Annotated in this window: 4 protein-coding genes; 2 read left to right on the forward strand and 2 right to left on the reverse strand. The window is 72.4% G+C overall.

What is annotated here, in order from left to right:
• Positions 1-780: DUF2125 domain-containing protein (locus G3573_RS20710; protein WP_163263549.1), on the reverse strand; the 780-nt coding region annotated here is incomplete at its 3' end.
• 93 nt (positions 781-873) lie between these two features.
• On the opposite strand from G3573_RS20710, the gene G3573_RS20715 reads away from it, so the two are divergent.
• Together G3573_RS20715 and G3573_RS20720 are read left to right on the forward strand one after the other, a co-directional pair.
• Positions 874-2,028 carry an iron-containing alcohol dehydrogenase gene (locus G3573_RS20715; protein WP_163263550.1) on the forward strand — a complete coding sequence of 385 codons (1,155 nt, stop codon included), beginning with the start codon at positions 874-876 and terminating at the stop codon, positions 2,026-2,028.
• Positions 2,025-2,447, forward strand: coding sequence for a thioesterase family protein (locus G3573_RS20720; protein ID WP_346427425.1), 423 nt, complete (start codon positions 2,025-2,027; stop codon positions 2,445-2,447). The genes G3573_RS20715 and G3573_RS20720 overlap by 4 nt, the downstream gene beginning before the upstream one ends.
• 178 nt (positions 2,448-2,625) lie before the next feature.
• Here G3573_RS20720 and G3573_RS20725 read toward each other — a convergent pair.
• Positions 2,626-3,745: helicase C-terminal domain-containing protein (locus tag G3573_RS20725; RefSeq protein ID WP_276208765.1), on the reverse strand; the 1,120-nt coding region annotated here is incomplete at its 5' end.

Raw genomic sequence — 3,745 nt, forward strand, 5'->3', positions numbered from 1 at the left:
CGGTGACCAGTTCGCCTTCGAGGTCCCGGCGGTCAGCTCGCCCTTCAGGTTGGTCAGGCCCCCGCCCACCACGCTCCAGGCGCGCACGGACTGGCCCCAGTTGTCGCCCGAGAAGCGCTCGGCGTTGGTGATCTGGCTCTCCCAGACGGTCGAGAACGGCCGCTCGCCCAGGATGTCGCCGAAGGTGCCGCCGGCGCTGGCGCGGCCGTCGACGATCTCGAAGCGGGCCTCGGCGTCGGTCTGCGAGCCCTTGCGGGGGCGCAGCTCGAACGCGACCTTGCCGGCCCCCGCCAGCGGGAAGCGTTCGGCCCCGGCCGCGGGGGTGAACACCGGCTGCAGCAGTTCCAGGGCCAGATGCGGCGAGGGCGCGCTGCGCGGAATGGTGACGCTGCCCCGGATCGCCTGGCCGGTGACGCGCACGTCGCCCTTGGCGCCGCGGGTCAGGGTCAGGCCGTCGGGCGCGGCGAACACCCAGGTCCGCAGCGCATAGGTGTTGGCCTCGGCGTGCAGGCGCGGCATGGCGATCGCGTGCCCGGACGGGGCGGCGATCTTGACGTTCTGCATCTGCACGAAGGTGCGGAACGGCCAGCCGTCGACGCGGCGGTCGGTCCAGCTGACCTGGTAGCCGCCCCGGCGCAGGTTCGCGACCTCGGCGTCCATGCCGGTCTCGAGCTTGTGGGCGACCACGAACCACCAGACGGACCACGCCGCCAGCAGCACGCCAACGATGGCGAAGGGCAGGATCAGGCCGAGCTTGCTGGATTTGCGTTCGACGGACATGGCGGTGGGCTCGCTGAAGCTGGCGTCGATATAGAGACCGCGGGTCGGATTCGCAGCTAAATGGAACGCGCGACGGGGGGAGAGCGGCCAGGAATGTCCAATTTCGTATTCGAAACCACGCCCCGGATCGTCTGCGAGGACGGCGCGGCGGCGCGGCTGGGCCAGTTCGTTCGCGAGCTGGGAGCCCGCCGCGTGCTGGTGGTCACCGACCGTGGCCTGGTCGAGGCCGGCGTGGTGCGCCCCGCCCTCGAAGGCCTGGAGGCGGCCGGGGTCGAGGCGGTGCTGTTCTCCGACGTGCTGGCCGACCCGCCGGAAGCCGCGGTCGAGACGGCGGTCGGCGCCGCCCGCGCGGCCGGGGCGGAAGCAGTGATCGGCCTGGGCGGCGGCAGCTCGATGGACACCGCCAAGCTGGTGGCCCTGCTGGCCCGGGCCGAGCAGAGCCTGCCGGAGATCTACGGCGTCGGCCTGGCCAAAGGCCCGCGCCTGCCGCTGATCCAGGTCCCGACGACGGCCGGCACCGGCTCGGAAGTGACGCCCATCGCCATCGTCACGACACCGGCCGACGAGAAGAAGGGCGTGGTCTCGCCCCTGCTCTACCCCGACCTGGCGGTGCTGGACGCGACCCTGACGCTGGGCCTGCCGGCGGCGGTGACGGCGGCGACCGGCATCGACGCCATGGTCCACGCCATCGAGGCCTACACGAGCCGGCACAAGAAGAACCCGGTGTCGGACAGCCTGGCGCTGCGGGCGCTGCGGCTGCTGTCGGAGAACATGCGCGCCGTGGTGAAGGACGGCTCCGACCTGGCGGCGCGGCGCGCCATGCTGCAGGGCTCGCTGCTGGCCGGCATGGCCTTCGCCAACGCGCCGGTGGGCGCGGTGCACGCCCTGGCCTATCCGCTGGGCGGCAGGTTCCACGTGCCGCACGGCCTGTCCAACGCGCTGGTGCTGGCCCCGGTGCTGGAATTCAACCTGCCGGCCGCCGAGACGCTCTACGCCGAGCTCCACGAGGCGGTCGCCCCGGCCGCGCCGAAGCGCACCAGCAACCTGGCGGCGCGGGACTTCATCGACGTGATGAGCAGGCTGGTCGCCGACATGCCGATGGCCCAGCGGCTGCGCGAAGTGGGCGTGACCGAGGCCGACCTGCCGGACCTGGCCATGGACGCCATGAACGTGCAGCGCCTGCTGGTGAACAATCCGCGCGAGGTGGTCTACGCCGACGCGCTGGCGATCTATGGGGCGGTGCTGTGAGCGACGCGCGGGCCGGTTACCGGCAGTACCTGACCATCGACACCCGCTGGATGGACAACGACGTCTACGGCCACGTGAACAACGTGGTCTACTACAGCTTCTTCGACACGGCGGTGAACCGCTGGCTGATCGAGCAGGGCGTGCTGGAGCCCGCCGTCAGCCCGGTGATCGGCCTGGTGGTCGAGACCGGCTGTCGGTTTTCGAAGTCGCTCAGCTTCCCCGACCGGGTCGAGGCCGGCCTGCGGGTGGCGAAGATCGGCACCAGCAGCGTGCGCTACGAGGTCGGCCTGTTCCGGGCGGGCGACCCCGAGCCCGCGGCGGAGGGCCACTTCGTGCACGTGTACGTGGATCGCGAGACCCGGCGGCCGACGCCGGTGCCGGCGGACATGCGAAAGGTGCTGGAGGGGTTGCTCACCTGAACCCTCTCCCCTTGCGGGAGAGGGACGGAGCCCGCGCACCGGAGCGCAAGCGGAGGTCTGCGCGGGAGGGTGAGGGGTCGCGCGGCCGCCTGCGGAGAATCCCCTCATCCTCCCACGCAGGCCTCCAGGCTCCGCCTTCCGGCGCGTGGGTCCCTCCTTCTCCCTCAAGGGGAGAAGGTTAGATCGAGAGAAACGCCTTCGCCCCTTCCACCGCCTCGACCAGGCCGACGCGCTCGACGGTGATCCCCTCGGGCAGGCTGGCGAACAGCCGCGTCGGCGCGGCGGCGTCGAGCATGACGAACACGCCCTTGTCGTCGCCGCGGCGGATCAGCCGGCCGAAGGCCTGGGCGATGCGCGCGCGCGCGATGGCGTCGTCGTAGGCCTTGCCGCCGAAGCGCTGGCGGCGCGCCTTGTGCAGCAGGTCGGGCCGGGGCCAGGGCACGCGGTCGAAGGCCAGCAGGCGCAGGCTGCGCCCCGGCACGTCCACCCCGTCGCGCACGGCGTCGGTGCCGAGCAGGCACGAGTGCTCCTCGGCCCGGAAAATGTCGACCAGCGCGCCGACCTCCAGCGGATCGACGTGCTGGGCGTAGAGCGGCAGGCCGGCCTTGGCCAACGCAGGCCCCAACAGTTCGTACACGGAACGAAGCCGCCGGATGGCGGTGAACAGGCCCACCGCCCCGCCCCCGGCGGCGATGAACAGCTCGCGCATGGCCGCGGCCATCTGGCGGGGGTCGTCGCGGCCGATGTCGTTGACCACGAACACCTTGGCCTGGGAGGCGTAGTCGAAGGGCGAAGCGACCTTCAGCTCGCGCGCGGGCTCGGGCAGGCGGGCCGAGCCGGTGCGCATGCGGGCCAGCTCGAACGGGTCGTCCAGGGCCGGGTCGGACAGGGTGGCCGAGGTGATCATCACGCCGTGGGCCGGCGCGATCACCGCCGCCTCCAGCGGCACGGTCGGATCGACCCAGTGGCGGCGGAGGCCCGCGTCGATCACCCGGCCGAAGGCGTATTCGGCGGAGAACCAGTCGACGAAGTCGGGGTCGTCCTCGACGCCCTCCTCCTCCAGCCCCTTCAGCATGGAGCGCCAGGCCGGAAGCGTCATGCGCGCGCGTCTATCGAGCCCCCGCAAAGACCCTTCAATACGTGCGCGGTCGGCGCCCTCCAGTTCGGCCGCCTCGTCATCGAGGAGGTCTTCGAGCGCGCGGGCCAGGGCCAGCAGGGGCGCCTCGACGGCGGCGAGCGCCCGGGCGGCGGCGGGCGCGGCGGCCGCCACGGCGTCGGTGATCGGGCGGGCCGAGCAC

The sequence above is a fragment of the Caulobacter sp. 17J65-9 genome (assembly GCF_010975005.1).
Taxonomy (GTDB): domain Bacteria; phylum Pseudomonadota; class Alphaproteobacteria; order Caulobacterales; family Caulobacteraceae; genus 17J80-11.